This window comes from Pseudomonas sp. 11/12A (assembly GCF_000800055.1).
Taxonomy (GTDB): Bacteria; Pseudomonadota; Gammaproteobacteria; order Pseudomonadales; family Pseudomonadaceae; genus Aquipseudomonas; species Aquipseudomonas mohnii.
Map to the genome: position 1 here is coordinate 4,633,425 of NZ_JUGV01000001.1, position 24,799 is coordinate 4,658,223.

Below are 24,799 nucleotides of genomic sequence, written 5' to 3' on the forward strand. Positions count from 1 at the left end.
GTTGAATGGGCAAAAGCAATCGCGGGCAAGCCCGCTCCCACAGGTCATGTGTCGGTCGCACGTTTAAGCACGACACATAACCTGTGGGAGCGTGGCTAGCCCGCGATAAGGTCCGCAGGACCTTCAGGCGGTGTTAGAGCCGGCCGTATTCCTGCGCCGTACGATCGACCGCTTTCAGGGTCTTGCCCACCAGCTCATCGATCTCTTCACGGCTGGCAATCAACGCTGGCGCCATGATCATCCGCCCCAGCGTCGAACGAATGATCACCCCTTCTTCAAAGCCAATCGTGCGGCAGCGCCAGGCGATGTCGTTCTCGTTGGCAAAGCGTTTGCGGCTGGTCTTGTCTTCGGCCAACTGCAGTGCCGCCACCATGCCCGTGCCCTGGATATCGCCCACCAGCGGGTGATTGCCGAACACCTCGCGCAGGCACTGTTGCAGGTACGGACCGATGTCATCCTTGACCCGCGTCACCACCCCTTCATCGCGCAATGCCTTGAGGTTGGCAATCGCCACCGCCGCCGCCACCGGGTGCCCGGAATAGGTCAGGCCGTGGGCGAACACCCCGCCCTGCTCCACCAGCACCCGGGCCATTTTTTTCGACAGCACCAGGCCTCCCATCGGGATATAGCCCGAGGTCAGGCCCTTGGCGATGGACAGGGTGTCCGGCTCGAAACCGAAGTACTCGTGGGCGAACCATTCGCCGGTACGACCGAAGCCGCCGATCACTTCGTCGGCACACAACAGCACGTCGTATTTGCGGCAGATGCGCTGAATTTCCGGCCAGTAGCTTTCCGGCGGGAAGATCATGCCGCCCGCGCCCTGGAACGGCTCGGCGATGAAGCCGGCGACCTTGTCCGCGCCCAGTTCGAGAATCTTCGCTTCCAGTTGCTGCGCCGCGCGCAGACCGAATTCGGCCGGCGTCAGGTTACCTTCGTGGGCGAAGAAGTACGGCTCGTCGATGTGCTCGATGTCGGGGATCATGCCGCCCATTTCGTGCATGAACTTCATGCCCCCGAGCGCCGTCGCGGCCAGGGTCGAACCGTGGTAGCCGTTCCAGCGGCCGATCATGATTTTCTTCTCGGGCTTACCGAGCACCTGCCAATAACGCCGCACCGTGCGGATCAACACTTCGTTGGCTTCGGAGCCTGAGTTGGTGTAGATCGCGTGGCTGTAGTGACCCGGCAACAGGCTGAACAACAGCTCGGAAAGCTCGATCACCTGCGGGTGAGTGGTGTGGAAAAACATGTTGTAGTACGGCAGCTGTTCCAGCTGCTGGCTCGCCGCCAACGCCAGGTCCTTGCGCCCGTAGCCGAGGTTGGTGCACCACAGCCCGGACATGCCGTCGAGATAACGCCGACCGTCGTTGTCCCACAGGTGCAGGCGCTCGCCACGGACCATCACCCGGGGCCCTTCATCGTTGAGTGCCTTTTGATCGACGAATGCGTGGATGTGGTGCGCGGCGTCGGCGGCCTGGTAGTCGCGGGTTTCACGTGGGGTGGTCATCGCCAGTTCTCCATTTTGTTATCAGCGCAATTGAAACCAGGTGGTCTTCAACTGGGTGTATTTATCGAATGAGTGCAGCGACAGGTCACGGCCAAAACCGGACTGTTTGCCACCGCCGAAAGGCACGGTCACGTCCAGCGCATCAACGCTGTTGACCGACACGGTACCGGCTCGCAATTGTCGCGCCACGCGGTGGGCGCGATTGAGGTCGTCGGTCCACAGCGACGCCGCCAGACCGTAGACGCTGTCGTTGGCCAGTTGCAAGGCGTGGGCCTCGTCATCGAACGCCGTGACCGCCAGCACCGGGCCGAAAACCTCATCGCGAAACAGCGGCATGTCCGGGCTCACGCCGGTAAAAATGGTCGGCTGGATGAAGTTGTCGGAGCCATTGAAGATCGACTGCCGGCCACCACAGACGCGGGTCGCGCCCTGCTGCCCGGCTTGCTGGATGAACGTCATGATGCGTGCCGTCTGGCGGCTGTCGACGATGGCGCCGGCAGTGCTCGACGGGTCCAGAGGATCGCCCGGCTGCCAGCACTCGGCCTGGGCTTTGAGGCGCTCGACAAACTCATCGTGAATCGAGCGCTGCACCAATAACCGCGAGTTGGCGGAACAGACTTCACCCTGATTGAAGAAGATGCCGAACGCCGCCTTCTGCGCCGCCAGATCCAGGTCCTGACAGTCGGCGAACACCAGGTTCGCACTCTTGCCGCCGCACTCCAGCCATACCTGTTTCAGGTTCGATTGCGCCGAGTACTGCATGAAGTATTTGCCGACTTCGGTGGAGCCGGTGAACACCAGGCAATCGACATCCGGGTGCAGGCCGAGGGCTTTACCGGTTTGTTCGCCAAGCCCCGGCAACACGTTGAGCACACCGGCCGGCAGTCCGGCTTCCAGCGCCAGCTCGGCCAGACGCAGCGCGGAAAACGGCGATTGCTCGGCCGGCTTGAGGATTACCGAGTTGCCCGCCGCCAGGGCTGGCGCGAGTTTCCACGCGGCCATATCCAGCGGAAAGTTCCAGGGCACCACGGCCGCGACCACGCCCAACGCTTCTCGGGTGATGGTCGCCAGCACGTTCTGTGCGCTGGGGGCGACCTGATCGTAGAGTTTGTCGAGGCTCTCGGCGTACCAGCGAAACACCCCGGCGGCGCCCGGCACGTCAATGTTGTAGGCGTCCATGACGGGTTTGCCCATGTTCAGCGAATCGAGCAGCGCCAGTTCTTCGCGATGGGCCAGAATCAGATCCGCCAGGCGCAATAGCACCTGCTTGCGCTCGCTCGGCGAACGCGCCGCCCAAGTGCCGGCTTCGAACACCTGCCGCGCGTTGCGCACCGCTGCGTCGACGTCCTCCTCACCGCAAGCCGCCACGTTGGCGAGGCACTGGCCGGTGGCGGGGTTGATGGCCGCGAATGTCTGTCCCGACTGCGCCGCACGGGATTTACCGTCGATCACGGCCTGGTCGGGAAGCCGCAGCGCAGCGGCCTTGTTTTGCCAATATGCAAGCTCGAACACGTTCAGATGCTCCAAGGGCTTTTCTTGTGCATGGATGGTGGCCCAGGCCCGTGTCGAGGAAAAATAGTAAAAATGTCTTCGCAGACGATGAAAAAACTGGGTAGCCAATCTCCCTGGTTGCGCCGCTTGTGGTTATTGTTCAAACGCGAGAAAAACTTCGCCTGAAGGGATACGGGCGGTGCGTAAATTGCTTGGATGCCTTACCCGTCCGTCCCGAGGTTTGTCGTGGCCGCCTACAACCTGCGTCAATTGAAGTACTTCATTACCACCGTCGATTGCGGCAGCGTCGCCGAGGCTTCGCGCAAGTTGTATATCGCCCAACCGGCGATCTCCACGGCGATCAAAGGCCTTGAGGACAGCTTCGGCGTGCAACTGCTGATCCGCCATCACGCCCAGGGCGTCTCCCTGACGCCCAGCGGCGCGCGCTTCTACCGCAAGGCCCAGGAACTGCTGCGCATGGCCAAGGAGTTCGAACAGAACGCTCTGGCCGACAACGACGTGGTGGCCGGGCAAATTGATATCGGCTGCTTCGAAACCGTCGCACCGCTGTATTTGCCAAAGCTGATTGCGGGGTTTTCGGCACTGTACCCGGGGGTAAAAATCCGGATCCGCGACGGTGAGCAGCAGGAGTTGGTGCAAGGCCTGACCTCGGGCACCTTCGATCTGGCGATTCTCTATGAGCACGACCTGGACGCGACCATCCAGACCGAACCCCTGATGCCGGCGCAGCGCCCTTATGCCTTGCTGCCGGCGGATCATCGCTTTGCCCAGTTGAAGCAAGTGTCGCTGCGCGACCTGTGCCTGGAGCCGATGATTCTGTTGGATGTACAGCCGAGCCGGACCTACTTCGTCAGCCTGTTCGAGGAACTCGGCCTGACGCCGCACATCGCCTTCAGCTCACCGTCGATCGAGATGGTGCGCGGGATGGTCGGGCAAGGGTTTGGCTTCTCGATCCTGGTCACGCGGCCGCATTCGGAGTGCACCTATGACGGGCAGAAAGTGGTGTGCGTGGACATTGTCGAAGACGTCACGGGGTCAGGACTGGTGGCGGCGTGGTTGAAACGCGGCCAATTGACCAAACCGGCACAGCTGTTTGCCGATTACTGCCGCGAGCAGCTCACCGAAAAATCCGAAAAAACACACCCGACCCTGTAGGCACCAGCTTGCTGGCGAAGGGTTTGGAATCTGTGGTGTTTTGCAGGACGCCTTCGCTGGCAAGCCAGCTCCCACAAGTTCCGTGGTGGTTCAGCGGACGCCATTTGTAGGAGCCGGCTTGCCGGCGAAGGGGCCCTTGTGACTTGCATTGACCTTGAGACCGCCCTCGCTGGCAAGCCAGCGCCTACTTACGCGGCTTGATCCGTGCGGTCGCTTCGGCCACCAGCGGATCATCTGGCCAGTAGTGTTTCGGGTAGCGCCCCTTCAAGTCCTTCTTCACTTCGGCGTAGGTGCTGCGCCAGAAGTTCGCCAGGTCTTGCGTCACCTGCACCGGCCGCCGCGCCGGGGACAACAGATGCAGCTTGACCACCTGCCGGCCACCGGCGATGCGCGGTGTCTCGGCCAAGCCAAACAGCTCCTGCAGACGCACCGCCAGAATCGGCGGTTGTTCGCTGTAATCCAGACGGATCGACGAGCCCGACGGCACGCTCAAATGATGCGGTGCCAGCTCGTCGAGCCGTTGCGGCAACGGCCATGGCAACAGGTTATGGACGATGCTCGACAGTTCCAGGTTAGCGAAGTGACTGAGCCGTGAGACCTTGCCCAGATACGGCATCAACCAGTGCTCCAGGCTTTTGAGCAACGCGGCGTCGCTGACATCCGGCCACTCGCTCTCGCCCTTGCCCGCCAGATCCAACTGGCGCAACAAGGCGACCCGCGCCTGCCACTGACGCAACTCCGGCGTCCACGGCAACAATTCCAGACCCTTGCGCCGGACCAGATTGACCAGCGCCTGGCTGCGGGCGGTTTCATCGAGGCCGGTCAGCGGTTCGCGGCTGAGAATCAGTTCCCCGACCTTGCGCTGACGCTCGGCCCGCAACACGCCTTCGCGTTCGTCCCAATCCAGTTGATCAACCACACGCACCTGCTCGGCCAGTACCGAGTCGAACAGTGCCGGATCGAAATCCGTCGCCAGATAAATCCGCTCTTCACGCTGGCCCTGACGACTGCCGAGGTCGGCGATTACCAGCCAGGGTTGCTTCATCAGGCTGTCTGCTTCGGCGAACAGGGCTGCACGGCCGTTGGCCAGGCGATACTCGGCACCGCTCGCGCGTCGTTGTTGGGCGACGCGATCGGGATAGGCCAGTGCCAGCAGCGCGCCGAGCCAGCGCGGGTGATCGGGATCGCTGACCGGCTGCGTTGCCTTGCCGCGCAGATAGCCTCGATATTGCCGCGCCAGTTGCCGCGCCCGCTGCACCCCGCCCTGGGCACCGCGAGCGGCGCGCGCCTCGCCGGACAACAGCACCAGTCGGCTGTGCAGATCCGCGCCGGCACCGCGCAAGATGTCGCGCTCGCCAAGCAGCGCCGCGACATCGCAGGCCATGTCTGCCAAACCCAGGGCCTGGCCGCGCAACAGCAAATGGGCGATGCGCGGATGCGCCGGCAACTCGGCCATGGCCTGACCGTGACGGGTCAGCGTTTGGCCATCCAGTGCGCCCAAACGTTCGAGCAGGTCCTGCGCCTGGGCGTACGCGGCGGCGGGGGGTACATCGAGCCAGACCAAATGCCCGGGCGTCACGCCCCAGCGGCCGAGTTGCAAGGCCAGACCGGCGAGGTCCGCCGAAAGGATCTCCGCACTGCCGTAGGCCGCCAGTTGTTCGTGCTGATCCTGTGACCACAGGCGATAACACACGCCGGGCTCCAGTCGCCCGGCGCGGCCCGCACGCTGGGTAGCGCTGGCCTTGGAGATACGCTGAGTGTCGAGGCGGGTCATGCCGCTGCCAGGGTCGAAACGCGGCACCCGCGCCAACCCGGCATCAATCACCACGCGCACGCCGTCGATGGTGAGGCTGGTCTCGGCGATGTTGGTGGCCAGCACCACTTTGCGTTGGCCCACCGGCGCCGGGTCGATCGCCGCACGTTGCGCGGCCAGGTCCAGTTCGCCATGCAACGGGCAGAGCAACACCTGAGGGTTGTCGCCCAGCGCATCGGCCAGTTGTTGATGCACGCGTCGAATTTCCGCTTGTCCGGGCAGGAACACCAGCACGCTGCCGGTCTCATCGTTCAAGGCTTCGAGAATGGTCTGCACCAGCCGTGGCTCGATGAATTCACCCGCCTGGAATGGCCGCCCCCAACGCATCGCCACCGGGTACATGCGCCCTTCGCTGCGCAGGATCGGCGCATCGTCCAGTAGCCCGGCCAGGCGTTCGCCCTCCAGGGTCGCGGACATCAGCAGGATTTTCAGCGGTTGATCGTCGCGAAACAGCTCCCGGCCATTGAGGCTCAGGGCCAACGCGAGGTCGGCGTCGAGGCTGCGTTCGTGAAATTCGTCGAAGATCAGCAAGCCCACGCCTTCCAGCGCCGGGTCGTCCTGCAAGCGCCGGGTGAGGATGCCTTCGGTGACCACTTCAATGCGGGTGTCGGGGCCGACCTTGCTGTCGAGCCGAATGCGATAACCCACGGTTTCGCCGACTTTCTCGCCCAGTTCACTGGCCAGGCGCTCCGCTGCCGCACGCGCCGCCAACCGGCGCGGCTCGAGCATCAGGATGGTTTGCCCGGCCAGCCACGGCTCGTTGAGCAAGGCCAAGGGCACGCGGGTGGTTTTACCGGCGCCGGGCGGTGCTTCGAGCACGGCTTCGTGGCGTGTCGCCAAGGCTTCACGCAGGGCGGGTAAAACTTCATCAATCGGCAAAGAAATCATGCTGGCTCCCAAACAGAGCGGCGAGTATAACGGCGAACTGCCCAGTGTTCGTTGCGGTCCTAATTCATACCGATGACGCTTCGTTTTGAAATGACCCAGGAGATTTCATATGCGTATTCCCTTTCGCCTGATTGGCGGTGTTCTGGTTGCCACCCTGCTGACCCAAGTGACGGCCTGCGGTTCGATCTTCTACCCGGATCGCCGCGGCCAGATCGACGGCAAGATCGACCCGGCCATTGCCGTGCTCGACGCCGTGGGCCTTCTGTTCTATATCATTCCCGGCCTGATCGCGTTTGCCGTGGACTTCGCCACCGGCGCGATTTACTTCGAACCGGGCAAGACCGCCCAGGTTGATCCGGAAAAGCTCAAGGACGCCATCGGCGCCGACGGCAAGGTCGATAACCTCAAATTGCAGACTATTCTGCAGCGTGAACTGGGCCGCAGCTTCCCGCTGGATGATCCACGCCTGATCCAGCACAAGGGCAGCACCCAGCAACTGGCCATGTTCGGCCTGCAACCCGCCGCGTAATCGATGCGTTTCAAGGAAAGGCCGCACTTATGATCTCCAGCTCCGAACACGCCCGCCTGCTGCGGCTGGCGACCCGTGCCTCGGTGGCGGTGGCTTGCACGCTGGTCGTCGCCAAGGCCATCGCCTGGTGGCTGAGTGGATCGGTGAGCATGCTCGCCGGGTTGACCGACTCGGCACTCGACGGCATCACTTCGATGCTCAACTTGCTGGCTGTGCACTACGCCCTGCGCCCCGCCGACGACGATCATCGCTACGGGCATGGCAAGGCCGAATCGCTGGCCGGCATGGCGCAGGCGCTGTTCATCGGGGGCAGTGCGGTGCTGATTGCGATGCAGGCGTTCGAGCGGATCAAGCATCCGGAGCCGGTGGGCGCACCGTGGATCAGCATCGGGGTGATTGTGTTCTCGCTGGTCCTGACCCTGGCGCTGCTGATGTTGCAGCATCGTGTGGTCAAGGCCACGGGGTCCAACGCGGTGCGCGCCGACTCCTTGCATTACCGTTCGGACATGATGCTCAACGGCAGCATTCTGGTGGCGCTGGTACTGGCCGGGTTTGGCTGGCATCAGGTCGACGCCTGGTTCGGCCTGGGTATTGCCGCGTACATTCTCTGGAGCGCGGTGCAGATCGCCCGGGAAAGTTTCACGGTGCTGATGGATGAAGAGCTGCCACCGGATGTCAGCCAGCACATGCTCGAACTGGCGTGCAGCGTTCCGGGCGTGCTGGGCGCCCATGACCTGCGCACGCGGGTTTCCGGCAACCAGTGGTTCGTGCAACTCCACCTGGAATTGCCGGGGGATCTGACGCTATCCGTTGCCCACGGCATCAGCGATCAAGCCGCCGATGCGATTCACGCCGCCTACCCGCGAGCCGAAGTGCTGGTGCACGCCGACCCGATGAAAATAGCGGCAAGCTCCAAGCTTTAAGCTGCAAGTTTGAGGCTAATGCTCACAGCTTGCGGCTTGAAGCTTGAAGCTTGAAACTGCTACTGAACCTGATACCCACGACTGCTCAGGCAATTGCCCTGAGCCTGGCGATAGGCTTGCACCACCGAAGGGTCTGGCTGGTAGGTCGCGGTTCGCGGATCGAAGCCACTCTGCTGCACCGCGTATTGATAGCACTCGTAGCCATCCCGGTTGACTTGCTCCTGGGACTGCCCGTTGGCCGGGTAAGCCACCACGTCATAACTGTTGTTGACGGGTGGTGGTGGCTGTTGCGGCTGCGGTTGAAGGCTGCCAACAGGTGGTTCGACCACGACGTAATCCTGGGTACTCTCCTGATAGGCGTAGTACGCGCCCGCCGCCAGAAATAGCACCGCGCCGCCGATCAACACCTGTTCGGCGTAATCCGGCAAGTAACTGACGCGAATCCCGCGCGGTGGCTCAACCACCACATAACGCGGGCCTAGCGGGCGATACCAGTAACCGCCGGAATAGAAATAATCCATGCCACGGTAAGGCACGCGGTACTCGCGGTCCGGGAAGCGATCGATCACATGACCCGGGCGATACTGCGGCCCTGGACCCCAACCGTTGCCGTGCCCGTTCGGACGGCCCTGCCACTGATTATTACTCGACGGCGCACCGGTGTAGCCGCCCCAGTGCTGGTTGTTGTCGTTGCGCCGCGGCACGTCCTGGTAATACCCGCGTTGCGGCGGCTGAGTCTGACGCACAGCGTCGGGCCTTGGCTGGATCGGCAAGTCATTGGCCGGCAATTGCGGTGGCGGCGGAGGGGAACGAACCGGATTGTTGAAATCGGGCTGTTGACGGTTTTGCCATTGGCCATCGTTCCGGTTCTGCCCGTTGTGCTCGAACTGGCGACTGTTGTCGCCACGAATGACGTCATTGTTTTGCGGGCGCGGTTGATTGTTGCCATGGCCCTGATTATTTCCCTGATAACCGCCCTCCCCCTGTCGACCACCCTCGGGCCCCCGGTTCTGCGGCTCATCGGCCAACGATTGCGCAGTGACACTGACACACAGCAAACCAACTCCGGCCAAACGCCAGATGCGCGACTTCATGCTTTTCCTCACTGTGGGGACTGCTGGGGTACGGATTCCGTAGGAGCGAACAGCGCTTGTACGTAAGACTGGAAATGCACAGGCTGGTTCTGCCACAGGTTATCAGTCGCGAAACTTATTTATTGAGGGGCAGCACTATATTCCAGGCATAGAAAAAGGGGAGACCTGTCGGCCTCCCCTTGAGAACTTCGTCCGTGCTCGACGCTTTTGACGTCGGCTCACCTCACGCCGTCTTCTGGACAGTGTGTAGCTCGGGGGCCGGCACATCCCCTGTGGGGGTGGCGACCGCAGCTGGCCTGATTGGGCGAGCCGCACTGGACTGTTTGTCCGAGCAGTGATTCTGGTGATAAGAATAGGCTCGGAGAGCCAGCAGAGGATTGCGAATATTGCTCAAATAAACACTACTTGCGCAATTTTTAACCCTGGATAGATAATCTGTCGCAATAGTTATGACAAAGGCCTGATTGATGAGCAAACTCGACCGATACGACCTGAGCATTTTGGCTGAATTGCAGCGTGATGCACGCATCTCCAATCAGGAGCTGGCCGAACGCATCGGCCTGTCACCGTCGCCCTGCTCACGGCGGGTCAAGCAACTGGAGGACGACGGCTACATTTCCCGCCAGGTCGCCCTGCTCGACCGCAAGATGCTCGGCCTGAGCCTGACGGCGTATGTGCTGATCGGCATGGACCGCCATACGCCAGAGCGCTTCGAGAACTTCGAAGCGGCTATCCGTACCTTGCCGCAAGTCCTGGAATGCAGCCTGGTGACCGGGATGGATGCCGATTATCAGCTCAAGGTCGTGGTGCCGGACATGGACCACTATCAGAAACTGCTGCTGGGGCACCTGACGCGAATTGAAGGCGTGACCAGCGTGCGCTCCAGTTTTGTGTTGAACCAGGTGCTGAACAGCACAGAGTTGCCGCTGACTCATCTTCGTAGCTAAGGGCGCCTTCGCTGGCAAGCCAGTTCCTACAGGGGATCTTCAGCGCACCAGGATCAACTGTAGGAGCGAGCTTGCTCGCGATGGGGCCGCAACAGCCGACGAATGACTGCGACACACCGCCGCAGGTCAATACTGCCCTCCCCCAGCGAGGCGTATACTCCCCGCGCCCTATTAGCCTCGCCCGCGCTGGAGATGTTCAATGGATCCTGCAGTTTTCGAAGAGTGGATGATGACCGGCCTGGTCTCCATCCTGATCATTTTCATGGGTTTCATCGTCTGGGATCTGGCGAAGAAGTCCAAGGCCGGGCGTTTCGGCTCGTTCATTCTGTTCTTCGTGCTGGGCCTTGGCGTGGCGGCGTTCGTAATCAAGAGCGTGGTGATCGGATTGATCGAGTCCGGCACCTTATAAGCGTGCCGGCACTTCCTTCCACTGGCCCTGATCGAGCCCTTCGATGGTCCAGTCGCCGATTCTGACCCGCACCAGGCGCAACGTCGGCAGTCCGACCGCCGCCGTCATGCGGCGCACCTGACGATTTCGCCCCTCGCGAATCACCAGTTCCAGCCAACGGGTTGGCACACTCTTGCGAAAGCGCACCGGCGGATTGCGCGGCCACAACTCGGGTTCATCCAGTTGCCTCGCCTCGGCGGGCAAGGTCATGCCGTCGTTCAACTCGACACCGTCACGCAAGCGCTGCAACTGCTCGGCGCTCGGCTCACCTTCCACCTGCACCCAATAGGTCTTGGCCAATTTGTGTTTCGGGTCGGCGATCCGCGCCTGTAGCTGGCCGTCGTTGGTCAGCAGGAGCAAGCCTTCGCTGTCACGGTCCAGCCGTCCGGCGGGGTAAATTCCCGGAATATCGATAAAGTCCTTGAGCGTCGCCCGACCTTCGCCATCGCTGAATTGCGTCAGCACATCGAACGGCTTGTTGAACAGGATCAGTTTTGGCTCGGCCGGTGGCGCCTTGGCGACACGGCGCGGGGCCGAAGGGGATGGCTTCGCGCCAGGACGGCGGGAAACGGGACGTTGAGGACGGGACATGGCAAAAGAGACATCTAACGGTCAGGGCTGACAATGCTAGGGCGCGCCATCAATAATTACCACTGCCACGCCCTTGCCCCGACCGCTAAATGACCATGACAAACCGTTAGCGGAACGGCGGTTCGTCGAAGCTGCGCAGTTTGCGCGAGTGCAGCGAGTTGAGTTCGGTGCGCAGCAAGTCCACCGCCTCGATGCCGATCTTCAAATGCTGGCTGACCGCGCGCTCATAGAAGGCGTTGGCCGAGCCCGGCAGCTTGATTTCACTGTGCAGCGGCTTGTCCGACACGCAGAGCAACGTGCCGTAAGGCACACGCAGGCGATAGCCCTGGGCAGCAATGGTGCCGCTTTCCATGTCCACCGCGACGGCGCGAGACAGGTTGATCAGCGGACGCTCCTGGGCCCAGCGCAGTTCCCAGTTACGGTCGTCGTAGGTCAATACGGTGCCGGTGCGCAGGCGTTTCTTCAATTGGTCGCCTTGCTCGCCGGTGATGTTGGCCGCCGCTTGCTGCAAGGCCATCTGCACCTCGGCCAGGGCCGGGATCGGAATGTTCGGTGGTACCACCCGGTCGAGAATCCCGTCGCGGCGCATGTAGGCGTGCGCCAACACGTAGTCGCCAATGGTCTGCGACTGACGCAAGCCGCCACAGTGACCGATCATCAGCCAGCAGTGCGGACGCAGCACCGCCAGGTGATCGGTGATGTTCTTGGCATTGGACGGGCCGACGCCGATGTTCACCAAGGTTACGCCATGGCCATCGCTGGCGATCAGGTGATAGGCCGGCATCTGGTAGCGGTGCCAGACCACGCCGGCGGCAATAGCCGAGGCTTCACCGTGGTCCATGCTCTTTTCGATGATCACGTTGCCCGGCAGCACCATGCGCACGAAACGCGGGTCTTTGCGCAATTGTTCAAGGCCATGGACGATGAACTGGTCGACGTAACGGTGGTAGTTGGTCAGCAGAATCCACGGCTGTACATGACGCCAGTCGCTGCCGGTGTAATGCACCAGTCGGCGCAGGGAGAAGTCCACCCGTGCGGCATCGAACAGCGCCAGTGGCAGCGGATCGGTGTTTTCCCAGTCGTACAAACCATCGGCAATGCCGTCGGTCGCCGCCGACAGGTCGGTGCTCGGGAACACCCGAGCCAGCACGGCAGCGGTGACGCCAGAGCCGGCCAGCTCATCGCCCTGTTCGACGACATACGGATACGGGATGTTTTGCTGACTGACACCGACCTCTACGGTCACGGTGAAGTCGTGCATCAAGGGCACGAGCTGTTCCAGCAGGTACTTACGGAACGCCGAAGGGTGGGTGACGGTGACGCTGTAGGTGCCTGGCAACTGGACCTTGGCGTAGGCGCGGGTGGTCTGCGGGACTTCGCCCTGGCAAAGGTAGGTCAGACGCAGTTCGGGATAACGGAACAATGCCCGCTGCTCGGCATCGGGCTCGACGCGATCCTTGAGGTAACGCTTGAGCGCCTGGCTCAGTGCGGTGGTTGCACGATTGTGCAAGAGCGCAAGCCGGTCAACGGCTTGCTCGGCGGTTTGAACGACAATAAAAGCTTCGGTCACGATCAGCATCCTGTGTTCTGACTTGCAGGCCTTCATCTTGCCTGCATCGTCGCTTCACGGGAACAGTGGCATGCAGCTACAAAAAATATTGCACACACCAAAAACCCTGTGGGAGCGGGCTTGCTCGCGATGAGGGTATATCAATCGACAGATGGGTTGACTGAGATACCGCTATCGCGAGCAAGCTCGCTCCTACAGGGGGTCAATCGTGATCAGACCCCCTGTGCAGACGAGCGAGTGACAAGGGCTTCCACATCCAGTCCACGGGGCAACGCACCGTATACCCGGCCACCTCCATCCAGTCGACTGGCGATGAAGGCATCGCTGACCACCGCATTGCCCGCCTCCAGCAGCAGCTTGGCCTGCAGCCCCAGGGCGATGTCTTCGGTCAATTGCCGGGCACGGTACTGAATGTCGCTGGTGTCCTTGAAGGCCGTCTGCAACCGATTGATGTGCGCGGCCAGGCGCTTGTCGCCATGGCCGTCGCCCAGCTCGTTGAACAATACGTCCAGCACGCCAGGTTCTTTGGACAGCGCCCGCAGCACATCGAGGCATTGCACGTTGCCGGAGCCTTCCCACGTCGAGTTGACCGGTGCCTCGCGGTACAGCCGCGGCAGGATGCTGTCTTCGACATATCCGGCCCCTCCCATGCATTCAGCGGCTTCGTTGATCATGGCTGGCGCGCGCTTGCAGATCCAGTACTTGCCCACCGCCGTCACCAGTCGGGCGAACTTCGCTTCCTGCTCACTCTCCAGATGATCCAGCGCCCGGCCCATGCGCAAGCTCAAGGCCAGCGCCGCTTCGCTTTCCAGTGCCAGGTCCGCCAGCACGTTTTGCATCAATGGCTGTTCGCTGAGCAATTTGCCGCCGACCGAGCGGTGCGCACAGTGATGGCTGGCTTGGGTCAGGGCCTGGCGCATCAGCGAACTGGAACCGACCATGCAATCGAAGCGGGTCATGGCCACCATTTCGATGATGGTGGGAACGCCACGACCCTCTTCGCCGACCATCCACGCCAGCGCACCACGAAACTCCACTTCGCTGGAGGCGTTGGAGCAGTTGCCGAGTTTGTTTTTCAGTCGCTGGATGTAGAACTGATTGCGCGTGTCATCCGGGCGATGGCGCGGCAGCAGGAAACAGGTCAAGCCCTTGTCCGTCTGCGCAAGCGTCAGAAAGGCATCACACATCGGCGCCGAACAGAACCACTTGTGCCCCACCAGTTCGTAAGCCTGGCCAGGGCCGCTGGCACCGACCGGATAAGCCTTGGTGGTGTTGGCACGAACGTCGGTGCCACCCTGTTTCTCGGTCATGGCCATGCCAATGGTGACCCCGGCCTTATGGACCATGCCGACGTTGCGCGGGTCGTATTCGGTGGCCAGAATTTTCGGCAGCCATTGTCTGGCCAGATCCGGCTGCAGGCGCAGTGCCGGTACGCTGGCGAACGTCATGGTCAGCGGGCAGCCACTGCCGGCTTCGGCCTGGCTGTGCAAATACGTCATGCAAGCACGGGCAACATGGGCACCGTCCTGGGGGTGTGCCCAGGGCAGCGAGGTCAGGCCATGCTCGATCGCCGTGCGCATCAGTTGATGATAGGCCGGGTGAAACTCCACCAGGTCGATACGATGGCCAAAGCGGTCGTGACTGTTGAACACCGGTTTGTTCTGATTGGCCAGGAATCCCGCTTCCATCAGCGGCCCACCCGCTAGCGCACCGTACGCATCGATCCGCGATTCGGCCCAACCGGCCCCGAAGCGCCGCGACCACTCCTGCAACGGCAAGTCGATGCGATACAGGTTGATGCCGTCCAGAGACGGTGGCTGGTTGGTGACTTCGTGGGTTTCGGCAAACTGATGCAGGTTCATGACGGGGCTCCTTTGGTCAGCCAAGGGACCTCAGTTAAGCACCGCCACTGGGCTGATCAAAGTGTCATATCTGCCTAACTGCCGGCGCTTTCGCCCTGTTACGCGCGAAGCACCCGTCGATAGAGCGCAGCCTGCAAATCTTCGAATTTCACCGGTTTGTTCAGGTAGTCGATCAACGCGCCGGTCGGGCAGCGCTCCCGATCAACACCCAGTGCGATCATGAATATCGGCACCTCGGCGCAGCCCGGCAAGGCGCGAATCTGGCAGCACAACGACACACCATCCAGGGCCGGCAACTGACAATCGAGCAGCACGGCGTCGAAGGTTTCACACTGCAACAATTCGAGTGCGGTTTGGCCGCTGTCAGCCGTGCGGACCCGGAAACCGAGCTTGAGCAACATGCCGCGCATCACCAACTGATTGATGCTGTTTTCGTCCACCAGCAACACCGAGCAATCCTGCGGCAGGCGCAGGAGCGGGAAATCCCGGGCCATAAAGGGCACCGTCGAACGCTCCGGCGCCGGCACTTCGAACTCGACATCGAGCTGGAAGCGACTCCCACGCCCAGGCTCGGAGCGATGGGTCAGGCGTCCGCCAAGCAACTCCACCAACTGCCGGCAGATGGCCAAACCCACGCCCAAGCCACCGTATTCACGGGTCATCGAACCATCGAGCTGGAAGAAGCGTTGATACATGGTCGCCTCCCCCAGATCGGTAAAGCCGATGCCGGTGTCGATCACCGCGAAGGACAGCGCGAGTCGGTCAGGCTCGACGGTTTTACCCGTCACCCGCAACGCCAACCCTCCCACCTTGGTGAATTTGATCGCGTTATCCAGCAGGCATTCCAGGCATTGCGCCAACTTGGTGCTATCGCCATGCAATCGGTCCGGCACGCCGGGTGCCACGTCGACCTTGAAGTCCAGCGATTTGCTCGACGCACTGCCGTCGAATTGCACACGCAACGCCTCGACCACACCGCGCAAACTGAATGTCGTCGGATAAGCCTTGAGCTTGCCGGCCTGCAACTCGGTCAGGGTCAGGATGCCGTTGACCATACGCATCATCTCCCGCGCCGATCCCGCGGCTGTTTGCTGGTATTGCTCCAGCTCGGGGTCCATCTCGACGGTCTGCATCAGCTCCAGTGAGCCGATCACCCCGTTCATGGGCGTGCGCAGTTCATGGGTCAAGGTGGCAAGGAACTCGTCCTTTAGCTTGTTACTGTGGGCCAGTTGCTGGTTGAGCACTTCAAGTTTTTGCCCGGCGTCGAACAACGTTTGCGCCTGCTGTTCGCGCATCGCATTGATGCGGTCGGCCAGGGCCAGGGACAGCAGTGCCACTTCGATGGCCGAACCGATCTGGCTGGAGTACATGGTCAGGAACACGTTCGGCAGATAACCCAGCACCATCAGCGTGTTGATGATGCCGCCCAGCAAAAAAGCCGACCAGGCAATGATGAAATACCGCGCCACTCGCAGACCACGTAGCCAGGCGAAAATCCCCGCAGAAAAAATCACCACGGTAAAGGTCAGCGCCAGCGCCGTGGCCAGGCGCAGGGCCAGGGCGTAACTGGTCATCAAGGACAATCCGACCACCAGCGCGCTGAACGCCACCAATGCCAGCAACAGGCGATCGAGCCAGCGACTGTGGGTGGCCGTCTGCAAGAAGCTGCGAGCGAACTGACTGCCGAACAGCCCGGCGCAACCGATGAAAAATGGTGTCGCGGCGTTGGCCCACCAGGGATTGTCCGGCCAGAAATACTCTACGGCAGCGCCGTTCACAGAAAGTTGATACAGGCCGAACGAGGCAATGTAGACAATGTAATAGAGATAACTGGTGTCGCGCACGCTGAGGTAGATGAACAGGTTGTAGACCAGCATCCCCAGCAACACGCCATAGATCAGGCCCAACACATAGAGTCGGACCGGCTGCTCTTCGAGGTAGGCGGTGCTTGACCACAATGTCACCGGCGCCTGGATCGAGCCCTCACTTTGCAAGCGCAGGTACAGGGTTTGGGTCTGGCCGGGGGTGAAGTTCAGACTGAACAGGTAGTTGTTCTGACGGATCTCGCGACTGGAAAAGGGTAATGCATCGCCCGTCTGACGGACCACTTGATAGTTACCGGTTGCATCAGGCAGATAGAGATCAAGGTGATCGAGGGGCGGGTAGGCCAGTTCCAGCAGCCAGGTCCGTTGCGCCGCAGGGTTGGTCGGGCGGTACTGCAAGTCGATTTTCAGCCAGAACACCGAACGCGAGTACCCGGCATTGAGGGTGGCTTTGTCATGGGATTTGAAGTTGCCGGCCGCCGCTTGTGCGCGCACGTCCGCAATGGTCGCCTGACCACTTGCGTCTTCAAACACCTGCAGGGATCGGCCCAGGGGGAGGCTTTGAGTGAACTCATCGAATTCGACGGCGTTCGCCAAAAAGGGCAAACACAACATCAACATTAGCAAATAGCGCATTGGTGCCCCAGCGTGGCCTATCCGGTTCTGTCAGGAAGCCCCCCATTCCTTTTGAGCAGACGTAAAACCGGTATTACCTGTTATTGATTTGGATCCACTCTAGCATAGCCGTTGATGGCCATTGAGCACTACTGAAATTTTTCCTGCAAAGGCTCTAGAACGGGCTTTTCAGCGGAGATTATTGAGCTAGAGCTGTTTGATTGATCAGGTTGTAAAAATACCTGAGCGAACACTTGTGGCGAGGGAGCTTACTCCCGCCAGGTTGCGAAGCGGCCCCAACGTTTTGTCAGTTGCGCCGAGCCATTGGACTTGACGACTGCTTCGCACTCGAGCGGGAGCAAGCGCCCCTCGCCACAAGCATGTCGCTGCATCCGAAAAAAGATGTTTGGTGGTAAGCTCGCGCACCATGAATATCTACAGCTCTCGCCCCGTTGTCCTCTGTCTCTCCGGCCACGACCCAAGTGGTGGCGCCGGCTTGCAGGCAGATATCGAAGCCCTGCTCGCTCAGGGTTGCCATGCGGCTCCGGCCGTCACTGCCCTGACCGTGCAAGATACGGTCAACGTCACTGACTTCCGTGTCCTCGACCGTGAGTGGGTGTTGGCCCAGGCCAATGCCGTGCTCAACGATTCCGAGGTTGCGGCCGTCAAACTGGGCATGCTCGGTTCGCTGGAAATGGTCGACACCGTGGTCGAACTGCTCTCGGCGCACCCGCACCTGCCAGTGGTCTGCGACCCGGTGCTGCGCGCTGGCGGCGGCGGACGCCTGGGCAAGGACGAAGTCGGCTACGCCATGCGCGAACGCTTGCTGCCGCTCTCGATCATCGCCACCCCTAACCTTCCCGAAGCCCGCATCCTCGCCGAACTGCCCGAAGGCACCGCGGACGAGTGCGCTGAAAAACTCCTGCCGTTCGTCAAACACCTGCTGATCACCGGCGGCCATGGCGACGAAACCGAAATCCATAATCGCCTCTACAGCCGTGACGGCCATCGCGACACTTTTACCTGTCAGCGCCTGCCGGGCAGTTATCACGGTTCCGGCTGCACATTAGCCAGTGCCCTCGCCGGCCGTCTGGCCCAGGGTGAAAACCTCGCCAGCGCCGTACAGACTGCACTTAACTACACGTGGCGCACCCTGCGTGACGCGGAGCAACTGGGCAAAGGGCAATTCGTGCCACGCCGCCTGCCACTGGACTTCTGTTCGTAACGCCATGAGGCCTGTCCGATGAAACTACGTGGCCTGTACGCCATTACCGACAGTCAGTTGCTGGCCGGTAAATTTCTCTCGTACGTGGAGGCGGCGCTGGAAGGCGGCGTCACCCTGCTGCAGTACCGCGACAAGAGCAGCGATGAGGCCCGTCGACTGCGCGAGGCGCAAGCCCTGCGCAATTTGTGCGAGCGCTACAAGACGCAGTTGATCATCAATGACGACGCCGAACTGGCCGCACGCCTGAACGTAGGCGTACACCTGGGCCAAACCGACGGCCCGTTGTCGCCGACCCGCGCCCTGCTCGGCTCCAAAGCCATCATCGGTTCGACCTGCCATGCACAGCTCGAACTGGCCGAGCAAGCTGTCAAGGAAGGCGCCAGTTATGTCGCGTTCGGACGCTTCTTCAATTCCAACACCAAGCCCGGCGCCCCGACCTGCAGCCTCGATCTGCTGGACCAGGCGCGCCAGAAATTGCACCTGCCGATCTGCGCGATCGGCGGCATCACCCTGGACAACGCCGCCCCGCTGGTGGCCCATGGCGTCGATCTGCTGGCCGTGGTGCATGGTTTGTTTGGCGCCGAGAGCACGACCGAAGTGACCCGCCGCGCCCGCGCATTCAATGAATTACTAAAAATCTGATTTGAGAGTCCGCACATGTCTCGTTCCGAAACCCTGTTTGCCAATGCCCAGAAACACATTCCCGGTGGCGTGAACTCGCCAGTGCGCGCGTTCAAGAGCGTTGGCGGCACGCCGTTGTTCTTCAAACACGCTGAAGGCGCCTACGTCACCGACGAAGACAACAAGCGTTATGTGGATTACGTCGGCTCCTGGGGCCCGATGATTCTCGGCCACAGCCACCCGGATGTGCTGGACGCCGTGCGTAAACAGCTGGAGCACGGCCTGTCCTACGGCGCGCCGACCGAGATGGAAACCCAGATGGCCGACCTGGTCTGCTCGCTGGTGCCTTCGATGGACATGGTGCGCATGGTCAGCTCCGGCACCGAAGCGACCATGAGTGCCATTCGTCTGGCCCGTGGTTTCACTGGCCGCGACAGCATCATCAAGTTTGAAGGCTGCTACCACGGTCACTCCGACAGCCTGCTGGTCAAGGCCGGTTCCGGGGCCCTGACCCAAGGCGTACCGAGTTCGGCCGGCGTGCCGGCGGCGTTCGCCAAACACACCCTGACCCTGCCATTCAACGACATCGACGCGGTTGAAGCGATGCTCGCCGAAGTCGGGCAGGACGTGGCCTGCATCATCGTTGAACCGGTGGCTGGCAACATGAACTGCGTACCACCGGCGCCAGGTTTCCTCGAAGGCCTGCGGACCCTGTGTGACAAGCACGGCGTGGTCCTGATTTTCGACGAAGTGATGACCGGCTTCCGTGTCGCCCTGGGCGGTGCCCAGGCTCACTACGGTGTAACGCCGGACCTGACCACGTTCGGCAAGATCATCGGGGGCGGCATGCCGGTCGGCTGCTTCGGTGGCAAGCGCGAAATCATGTCGCGCATCGCCCCGCTGGGCCCGGTCTACCAGGCCGGTACGTTGTCGGGTAACCCGCTGGCGATGGCTGCCGGCCTGACCACCCTGCGCCTGATCAGCCGTCCGGGTTTCCACGCGGAGCTGACCGACTACACCACGCGCCTGCTCGATGGCTTGCAACAACGTGCCGATGCGGCAGGCATCCCGTTCGTGACCACTCAGGCCGGCGGCATGTTCGGCCTGTACTTCAGCGGCGCCGACGACATCGTGACTTTCGATGACGTGATGGCCAGCGATGCGGCGCTGTTCGGTCGCTTCTTCCACCTGATGCTCGAAGGTGGTGTGTACCTGGCGCCAAGCGCGTTCGAAGCCGGCTTCACCTCGATCGCCCACGGCGAAACCGAGCTGAAACTGACCCTGGATGCCGCTGAGCGCGCGTTCGCTGCACTGAAGTAACGTGATCGAGCCGACGCTGGCCATCGCCAGCGTCGGCTTTCACCTGCATTCCCGCTTTTTTTCCGACTCATCAGCCAACAATCCCCAGCAAAGTGGGCGATATATTTCCCGCGCAGCAGAAAAACGAGTAAAGACTTTGTAAGGTTGGCCCTGCTTATTTCATAATGCGCGCTTATTGGATCCCCTCGATGGGTCCGCGCGCCCTTCAGAGGTAAGTCGATTCCCATGAACCGCACCGGCCGCGCCCTTTCACTGGGCTGCCTGTTGCTCCTTCAGCCCCTGCTCGCGCTCGCACAAGCAGGCGGTAACTCGTTGTTAATCCCAGCGATGGGTCGCTGCACCCTCAATACCCAGCCGCAAGACCTGGCACAGGCACTCGCCGCCTGCCAGAAAGCGTCGGATGAAGGGGATGCCCAAGCGCAATACGAGTTGGGTGAGTTCTACTACGAAGGCAAAAACGCCCCGCGCGACCTCAATCAAGCCCTGAGCTATTTCGAAAAGGCCTCGCTGCAAGGCCACGCCCAGGCGCAGCTCAAACTCGGCACCATGTTTTTCCACGGTGAAGGCGTGCCGGCCAATAACGTTCAGGCGTATATCCTGCTGAAAATGGCTGCGGTCAATGGCGACGAAGATGCGCTGGACACTGCCGACGAAGTCACCGAAAAGATGCCTCGCGAAGAACTGGAAGTCGCCACTCAGGTGCTGGGGCAAATTTTCCGTAAGTATTTGATGGAATTGCAGAGCGCCGATGGGCGTACGCCGTTCGCGCCGTTGCCTTAAGTTCTGTACCGATTTTTCTGGCCCCATCGCGAGCAAGCTCGCTCCCACACGTGATTTCTGGCGTTCACAACTATTGTGTTCGCAGACGATTCATTGTGGGAGCGAGCTTGCTCACGATGGAGACGACTCGGTCTTGAAACCTTACTTCTCAGGCATCGGCATCGGAAACGGCATCACATTGCCGACCGCGCCACGGGCTTCGCTGATTTTCGGCGTGCCCAGGCGCTCGACTTCGTCGATGCGCACGATCGAATGCATGGGCACAAAACTGCGCACCACGCCTTCGAACTGAGCCTTGAGCTTCTCTTCGCTCGGATCGACGACCACTTGCGTGCGCTCGCCAAAGACGAACTCTTCCACTTCCAGAAAGCCCCACAGATCACTTTGATAGATCTGCTTGGCGTACATTTCGAACACCTGGCCCTGGTTGAGGAAAATCACCTTGTAGATTGGAGCTTCACGTTTGGTCATGGTGGGCGGGTAACACATCGAGGGATAAAAAAGAGGGCACGAACTATAGCATAGCCGTCGGACGCGCAGCGGTAGGAACCTGGGTGCATGTTCCCTATAATGCGCGGTTCTTTGAATCACGTGATGACTCTTTCCATGGCCAAGAAGCTTTACATCGAAACCCACGGTTGCCAGATGAACGAGTACGACAGCTCGCGCATGGTCGATCTGCTGGGCGCACACCAGGCCCTGGAAGTCACCGCGCGTGCTGAAGACGCCGACGTGATCCTGCTCAACACCTGCTCGATCCGCGAACGCGCCCAGGATCGTGTCTACTCTCAGCTCGGCCGCTGGCGCGAACTGAAACTCGCCAACCCGGACATGGTCATCGCCGTCGGCGGTTGCGTAGCCAGCCAGGAAGGCGCCGCCATCCGAGATCGCGCGCCCTACGTGGACGTCGTCTTCGGCCCGCAGACCTTGCACCGCCTGCCGGAAATGATCGACGCCGCACGCATCAGCAAGCTGCCGCAGGTCGACGTTTCTTTCCCGGAAATCGAAAAATTCGACCACTTGCCCGAGCCGCGCATCGATGGCCCCAGCGCTTACGTGTCGGTGATGGAAGGCTGCAGCAAGTACTGCACCTTCTGCGTGGTGCCGTACACCCGCGGCGAAGAAGTGAGCCGGCCATTCGACGACGTGATCGCCGAGATCATTCACCTGGCTGAAAACGGTGTGCGCGAAGTGACCTTGTTGGGGCAGAACGTCAACGGTTATCGCGGCACCACGCACGACGGTCGCCTGGCCGATCTGGCCGAGCTGATCCGCGTGGTCGCCGCCATCGATGGCATCGACCGCATCCGCTACACCACCTCGCACCCGCTGGAATTCTCCGACAGCCTGATCCAGGCCCACGCCGAGGTGCCGGAACTGGTGAAACACCTGCATTTGCCGGTGCAGTCAGGCTCGGACCGCATCCTCGCGGCGATGAAGCGCAACCACACCGCGCTGGAATACAAATCCAAACTGCGCAAGCTGCGCGCGGCCGTACCGGGCATCTGCATCAGTTCGGACTTCATCGTCGGCTTCCCCGGCGAGACGGAAAAAGACTTCGAACAGACCATGAAACTGATCCAGGACGTCGGCTTCGACTTTTCCTATTCGTTCGTCTACAGCCAGCGTCCAGGTACTCCGGCCGCCGATCTGGCAGACGACACCCCCGAAGAGCTGAAAAAAGAGCGCTTGAACGCCTTGCAACATCGCCTGAACCAACAAGGCTTCGAAATCAGCCGACAAATGGTCGGGTCGATCCAGCGGATTCTGGTCACCGATTATTCGAAAAAAGACCCCGGAGAGCTGCAAGGCCGGACCGAAAATAATCGTATCGTCAACTTCAAGTGTGACAATCCGACCCTGATCGGTCAGTTTGCCGACGTGCACATCGATGCCGCACAGCCGCACTCGCTGCGAGGCTCGCTGATTCAATAACACCGATCCCTGTGGGAGCTGGCTTGCCAGCTCCCACAGTGAAATGCATTGTTCTTGAGAATGGGTTGATCCATTTAAGAGCTTTCGCACCCACGCCACTGGCGCTATCCTTGAACTCATCACTATTGCCCCAGGGCGGCTAAATACGACCTTGAACGCACCCATCGAACCACATCGTTTTATCCTCGAGCCTTTTGAAGCTCGCCGCTTCGCCAATCTGTGCGGGCAATTCGACGAGCATCTGCGCTTGATCGAACAGCGCCTGACCATCGAGATCCGTAACCGCGGCAATCAGTTCGAGCTGATCGGCGAACCCAAGCACACCACCTCTGCGGAAAACCTGCTGCGCCGCCTGTACCGGGAAACCAAGGGTACGGAGCTGTCGCCGGACATGGTTCACCTGTTCCTGCAGGAATCGGCCGTTGAAGAGCTGGACAATCACGCCCCTGCCGAAGCCTCCGTCGCCCTGCGCACCAAGAAAGGCATGATTCGCCCTCGCGGCTTGAATCAGTTGCGCTACGTGAAGGAAATCCTCGGCAACGACATCAACTTCGGCATTGGTCCGGCCGGTACCGGCAAGACCTATCTGGCGGTTGCCTGCGCGGTCGATGCACTGGAACGCGAGCAGATCCGCCGCATTCTGCTGGTGCGTCCAGCGGTCGAAGCGGGTGAGAAACTCGGCTTCCTGCCGGGCGATTTGTCCCAGAAGATCGACCCGTATTTGCGCCCGCTTTACGACGCGCTCTACGAGATGCTCGGCTTCGAATACGTCGCCAAACTGATCGAACGCCAGGTGATCGAAGTCGCCCCCTTGGCTTATATGCGCGGGCGCACGCTGAACAACAGCTTCATCATCCTCGACGAAAGCCAGAACACCACGGTCGAGCAAATGAAAATGTTCCTGACCCGGATCGGCTTCGGCTCTACCGCCGTCATCACCGGTGACATCACCCAGGTCGACCTGCCCAAAGGCACCAAATCCGGGCTGCACCATGTGATCGAAGTGCTCAAAGACGTGCCAGGCATCAGCTTTACCCATTTCATGCCCAAGGACGTTGTGCGTCATCCATTGGTGCAGCGCATTGTCGAAGCCTATGAGCGCTTCGAGAACCGCGTGACCGATGAAGCGCCAAAGGACAGCCGCCGCGATGCTTGAGCTTGATCTGCAACTGGCTACCCAGGCGCCCGCCCCCGGCGAGGCCGAGTTCCGCCAATGGTGCGAACTGGCCCTGCGCCAGCGCAGCGCCGACTCCGAGATGACCATTCGTCTGGTCGACGAAGCCGAAGGCCGCGAACTGAATCACACCTGGAGGCAAAAGGATTACGCCACTAACGTCCTGTCATTCCCTGCCGACGTACCCGACGAGTTTCTCGACATCCCGTTGCTGGGCGATCTGGTGATCTGCGTGGCCGTGGTCGAGCGCGAAGCCGCCGAACAGGGCAAGGAACTCAAGGCCCACTGGGCTCATCTGGTGATTCACGGCTGCTTGCATCTACTGGGTTACGACCATATAGATGACGACGAAGCCGAGGAAATGGAAGCACTGGAACGAACGTTGCTTGCAGAATTGGGCTATCCCGATCCGTACGCGGACGACGAAACCGAAACATCCCCAACCGTAACAACAAAGGATTCAGAGTAAT

General features: G+C 61.1%; 21 protein-coding genes. 12 read left to right on the forward strand and 9 right to left on the reverse strand.

The window, feature by feature from the left end; translation table 11 throughout:
- Positions 1-133: 133 nt before the first annotated feature.
- A complete protein-coding gene (locus GQ39_RS21330; protein WP_047533644.1) occupies positions 134-1,504 on the reverse strand; it encodes an aspartate aminotransferase family protein in 1,371 nt (456 codons plus the stop codon).
- Positions 1,505-1,525: 21 nt separating this feature from the next.
- A complete protein-coding gene (locus GQ39_RS21335) occupies positions 1,526-3,016 on the reverse strand; it encodes an aldehyde dehydrogenase (RefSeq protein WP_047539085.1) in 1,491 nt (496 codons plus the stop codon).
- A gap of 225 nt (positions 3,017-3,241) precedes the next feature.
- On the opposite strand from GQ39_RS21335, the gene GQ39_RS21340 reads away from it, so the two are divergent.
- Entirely contained in the window at positions 3,242-4,171 is a 930-nt protein-coding gene (locus GQ39_RS21340) for a LysR substrate-binding domain-containing protein (protein WP_047533647.1), read from the forward strand.
- Between the two features lie 184 nt (positions 4,172-4,355).
- Here the strand turns inward: GQ39_RS21340 and hrpB are convergent, their stop codons facing one another.
- Entirely contained in the window at positions 4,356-6,872 is a 2,517-nt protein-coding gene (hrpB, locus tag GQ39_RS21345; protein WP_047533650.1) for an ATP-dependent helicase HrpB, read from the reverse strand.
- 109 nt (positions 6,873-6,981) lie between these two features.
- Here hrpB and GQ39_RS21350 point away from each other — a divergent pair, with 109 nt between their 5' ends.
- Entirely contained in the window at positions 6,982-7,401 is a 420-nt protein-coding gene (locus tag GQ39_RS21350; RefSeq protein WP_047533652.1) for a hypothetical protein, read from the forward strand.
- A 29-nt stretch (positions 7,402-7,430) separates the two neighbouring features.
- Entirely contained in the window at positions 7,431-8,324 is an 894-nt protein-coding gene (locus GQ39_RS21355) for a cation diffusion facilitator family transporter (protein ID WP_047533655.1), read from the forward strand.
- A gap of 59 nt (positions 8,325-8,383) precedes the next feature.
- Here the strand turns inward: GQ39_RS21355 and GQ39_RS21360 are convergent, their stop codons facing one another.
- Positions 8,384-9,418 carry a DUF6515 family protein gene (locus tag GQ39_RS21360; protein WP_047533658.1) on the reverse strand — a complete coding sequence of 345 codons (1,035 nt, stop codon included), beginning with the start codon at positions 9,416-9,418 and terminating at the stop codon, positions 8,384-8,386.
- A gap of 467 nt (positions 9,419-9,885) precedes the next feature.
- On the opposite strand from GQ39_RS21360, the gene GQ39_RS21365 reads away from it, so the two are divergent.
- On the forward strand, positions 9,886-10,365 hold the full coding sequence (locus GQ39_RS21365) for an Lrp/AsnC family transcriptional regulator (protein WP_007937367.1): 480 nt from the start codon (positions 9,886-9,888) through the stop codon (positions 10,363-10,365).
- Positions 10,366-10,564: 199 nt separating this feature from the next.
- Positions 10,565-10,774 (forward strand): DUF2788 domain-containing protein, encoded by a 210-nt coding sequence (locus GQ39_RS21370; RefSeq protein WP_007937369.1) that lies wholly within the window; start codon positions 10,565-10,567, stop codon positions 10,772-10,774.
- On the opposite strand, the gene GQ39_RS21375 is transcribed toward GQ39_RS21370, so the two are convergent.
- The 4 genes from GQ39_RS21375 to GQ39_RS21390 all read right to left on the reverse strand — a co-directional run bounded on the left by GQ39_RS21375 (position 10,769) and on the right by GQ39_RS21390 (position 17,295).
- A complete protein-coding gene (locus tag GQ39_RS21375) occupies positions 10,769-11,404 on the reverse strand; it encodes a pseudouridine synthase (RefSeq protein ID WP_047533669.1) in 636 nt (211 codons plus the stop codon). The two genes, GQ39_RS21370 and GQ39_RS21375, sit on opposite strands and share 6 nt — an antisense overlap.
- A gap of 106 nt (positions 11,405-11,510) precedes the next feature.
- Positions 11,511-13,010: an AMP nucleosidase gene (gene amn / locus GQ39_RS21380; RefSeq protein ID WP_177329334.1), complete on the reverse strand. Its 1,500-nt coding sequence runs from the start codon at positions 13,008-13,010 to the stop codon at positions 11,511-11,513.
- A 176-nt stretch (positions 13,011-13,186) separates the two neighbouring features.
- Positions 13,187-14,836: an acyl-CoA dehydrogenase family protein gene (locus GQ39_RS21385; RefSeq protein WP_047533672.1), complete on the reverse strand. Its 1,650-nt coding sequence runs from the start codon at positions 14,834-14,836 to the stop codon at positions 13,187-13,189.
- A gap of 98 nt (positions 14,837-14,934) precedes the next feature.
- Positions 14,935-17,295 (reverse strand): hybrid sensor histidine kinase/response regulator, encoded by a 2,361-nt coding sequence (locus tag GQ39_RS21390; protein WP_047533674.1) that lies wholly within the window; start codon positions 17,293-17,295, stop codon positions 14,935-14,937.
- Positions 17,296-17,701: 406 nt separating this feature from the next.
- Between GQ39_RS21390 and GQ39_RS21395 the strand changes: the two genes are divergently transcribed.
- From GQ39_RS21395 to GQ39_RS21410, 4 genes are all read left to right on the forward strand, one after another.
- On the forward strand, positions 17,702-18,499 hold the full coding sequence (locus GQ39_RS21395) for a hydroxymethylpyrimidine/phosphomethylpyrimidine kinase (protein WP_034148145.1): 798 nt from the start codon (positions 17,702-17,704) through the stop codon (positions 18,497-18,499).
- A gap of 18 nt (positions 18,500-18,517) precedes the next feature.
- Entirely contained in the window at positions 18,518-19,141 is a 624-nt protein-coding gene (thiE, locus tag GQ39_RS21400; RefSeq protein WP_047533680.1) for a thiamine phosphate synthase, read from the forward strand.
- Between the two features lie 15 nt (positions 19,142-19,156).
- Complete coding sequence (hemL, locus tag GQ39_RS21405) at positions 19,157-20,440, forward strand: glutamate-1-semialdehyde 2,1-aminomutase (RefSeq protein WP_047533682.1); 1,284 nt, start codon at positions 19,157-19,159, stop codon at positions 20,438-20,440.
- 225 nt (positions 20,441-20,665) lie between these two features.
- Positions 20,666-21,220, forward strand: a complete 555-nt coding sequence (locus GQ39_RS21410) for a tetratricopeptide repeat protein (protein WP_047533685.1) — start codon at positions 20,666-20,668, stop codon at positions 21,218-21,220.
- A gap of 141 nt (positions 21,221-21,361) precedes the next feature.
- Here the strand turns inward: GQ39_RS21410 and GQ39_RS21415 are convergent, their stop codons facing one another.
- Positions 21,362-21,691 carry a DUF1820 family protein gene (locus tag GQ39_RS21415; RefSeq protein ID WP_003185742.1) on the reverse strand — a complete coding sequence of 110 codons (330 nt, stop codon included), beginning with the start codon at positions 21,689-21,691 and terminating at the stop codon, positions 21,362-21,364.
- 135 nt (positions 21,692-21,826) lie between these two features.
- On the opposite strand from GQ39_RS21415, the gene miaB reads away from it, so the two are divergent.
- The 3 genes from miaB to ybeY all read left to right on the forward strand — a co-directional run bounded on the left by miaB (position 21,827) and on the right by ybeY (position 24,798).
- Positions 21,827-23,155, forward strand: a complete 1,329-nt coding sequence (gene miaB / locus GQ39_RS21420) for a tRNA (N6-isopentenyl adenosine(37)-C2)-methylthiotransferase MiaB (RefSeq protein ID WP_047533693.1) — start codon at positions 21,827-21,829, stop codon at positions 23,153-23,155.
- Between the two features lie 151 nt (positions 23,156-23,306).
- Complete coding sequence (locus GQ39_RS21425; protein WP_047533695.1) at positions 23,307-24,311, forward strand: PhoH family protein; 1,005 nt, start codon at positions 23,307-23,309, stop codon at positions 24,309-24,311.
- Entirely contained in the window at positions 24,304-24,798 is a 495-nt protein-coding gene (ybeY, locus tag GQ39_RS21430) for an rRNA maturation RNase YbeY (protein ID WP_047533696.1), read from the forward strand. Before GQ39_RS21425 ends, ybeY begins: the two co-directional genes overlap by 8 nt.
- Position 24,799 lies beyond the last annotated feature (1 nt).

What these genes read in the sequence shown, in the direction of transcription:
- GQ39_RS21330 (WP_047533644.1), bottom strand. Translation starts at nt 1,504, where the DNA reads ATGACCACCCCACGTGAAACCCGCGACTACCAGGCCGCCGACGCCGCG.
- hrpB (WP_047533650.1), bottom strand. Translation starts at nt 6,872, where the DNA reads ATGATTTCTTTGCCGATTGATGAAGTTTTACCCGCCCTGCGTGAAGCC.
- GQ39_RS21350 (WP_047533652.1), top strand. Translation starts at nt 6,982, where the DNA reads ATGCGTATTCCCTTTCGCCTGATTGGCGGTGTTCTGGTTGCCACCCTG.
- GQ39_RS21355 (WP_047533655.1), top strand. Translation starts at nt 7,431, where the DNA reads ATGATCTCCAGCTCCGAACACGCCCGCCTGCTGCGGCTGGCGACCCGT.
- GQ39_RS21360 (WP_047533658.1), bottom strand. Translation starts at nt 9,418, where the DNA reads ATGAAGTCGCGCATCTGGCGTTTGGCCGGAGTTGGTTTGCTGTGTGTC.
- GQ39_RS21365 (WP_007937367.1), top strand. Translation starts at nt 9,886, where the DNA reads ATGAGCAAACTCGACCGATACGACCTGAGCATTTTGGCTGAATTGCAG.
- GQ39_RS21370 (WP_007937369.1), top strand. Translation starts at nt 10,565, where the DNA reads ATGGATCCTGCAGTTTTCGAAGAGTGGATGATGACCGGCCTGGTCTCC.
- GQ39_RS21375 (WP_047533669.1), bottom strand. Translation starts at nt 11,404, where the DNA reads ATGTCCCGTCCTCAACGTCCCGTTTCCCGCCGTCCTGGCGCGAAGCCA.
- amn (WP_177329334.1), bottom strand. Translation starts at nt 13,010, where the DNA reads ATGAAGGCCTGCAAGTCAGAACACAGGATGCTGATCGTGACCGAAGCT.
- GQ39_RS21385 (WP_047533672.1), bottom strand. Translation starts at nt 14,836, where the DNA reads ATGAACCTGCATCAGTTTGCCGAAACCCACGAAGTCACCAACCAGCCA.
- GQ39_RS21390 (WP_047533674.1), bottom strand. Translation starts at nt 17,295, where the DNA reads ATGCGCTATTTGCTAATGTTGATGTTGTGTTTGCCCTTTTTGGCGAAC.
- GQ39_RS21395 (WP_034148145.1), top strand. Translation starts at nt 17,702, where the DNA reads ATGAATATCTACAGCTCTCGCCCCGTTGTCCTCTGTCTCTCCGGCCAC.
- thiE (WP_047533680.1), top strand. Translation starts at nt 18,518, where the DNA reads ATGAAACTACGTGGCCTGTACGCCATTACCGACAGTCAGTTGCTGGCC.
- hemL (WP_047533682.1), top strand. Translation starts at nt 19,157, where the DNA reads ATGTCTCGTTCCGAAACCCTGTTTGCCAATGCCCAGAAACACATTCCC.
- GQ39_RS21410 (WP_047533685.1), top strand. Translation starts at nt 20,666, where the DNA reads ATGAACCGCACCGGCCGCGCCCTTTCACTGGGCTGCCTGTTGCTCCTT.
- GQ39_RS21415 (WP_003185742.1), bottom strand. Translation starts at nt 21,691, where the DNA reads ATGACCAAACGTGAAGCTCCAATCTACAAGGTGATTTTCCTCAACCAG.
- miaB (WP_047533693.1), top strand. Translation starts at nt 21,827, where the DNA reads ATGGCCAAGAAGCTTTACATCGAAACCCACGGTTGCCAGATGAACGAG.
- ybeY (WP_047533696.1), top strand. Translation starts at nt 24,304, where the DNA reads ATGCTTGAGCTTGATCTGCAACTGGCTACCCAGGCGCCCGCCCCCGGC.